The 447-nt window shown below is 35.8% G+C and carries 1 protein-coding gene; it reads right to left on the bottom strand.

The features are described from left to right. Positions 1–37: 37 nt before the first annotated feature. Positions 38–447: IS3 family transposase (locus A9G38_RS02090; RefSeq protein ID WP_141671689.1), on the bottom strand; the 410-nt coding region annotated here is incomplete at its 5' end.

Genomic DNA, 447 nt, shown 5'->3' with positions numbered 1-447 from the left:
TGGTATGTCCACACATTTTAGTACCAAAAAGATAAGGTCATCGATTTCTTTTGTATTCAATCGGCGACTGGTAATTTAATGTTGAATGAAGTCGATTATAATTAAACCAATCCACATAGTGATTAAATTCCAATTTAAGTTGCGCCAGTGAATCAAAAATAGTATTTGACACAAATTCTGTTTTCACTGCTTTGAATGTGCTTTCTGCAATTGCGTTATCATAGGGGCAGCCTTTGCGACTTAACGACCGTTTAATTCCAAATGCTGTTAAACATTCATCAATCAAATAATTATCAAACTCTTTTCCTCTATCAGAATGAAACAACTCAATCGTCTGTAAGTTCATTGGAATTTGACTCATAGCTTGCATGACCAGTGCCGCTGTTTTATGCCTGCCAGCACTTCGCCCCACTATTTCTCGATTACTGATATCAACAATTACACAAA

The sequence above is a fragment of the Gilliamella sp. Imp1-1 genome, from assembly GCF_001690415.1.
Taxonomy (GTDB): Bacteria; Pseudomonadota; Gammaproteobacteria; order Enterobacterales; family Orbaceae; genus Gilliamella; species Gilliamella bombi.
Note: the sequence above shows the minus strand (reverse complement) of the source record. Positions and strands in the feature narration are given on the sequence as shown.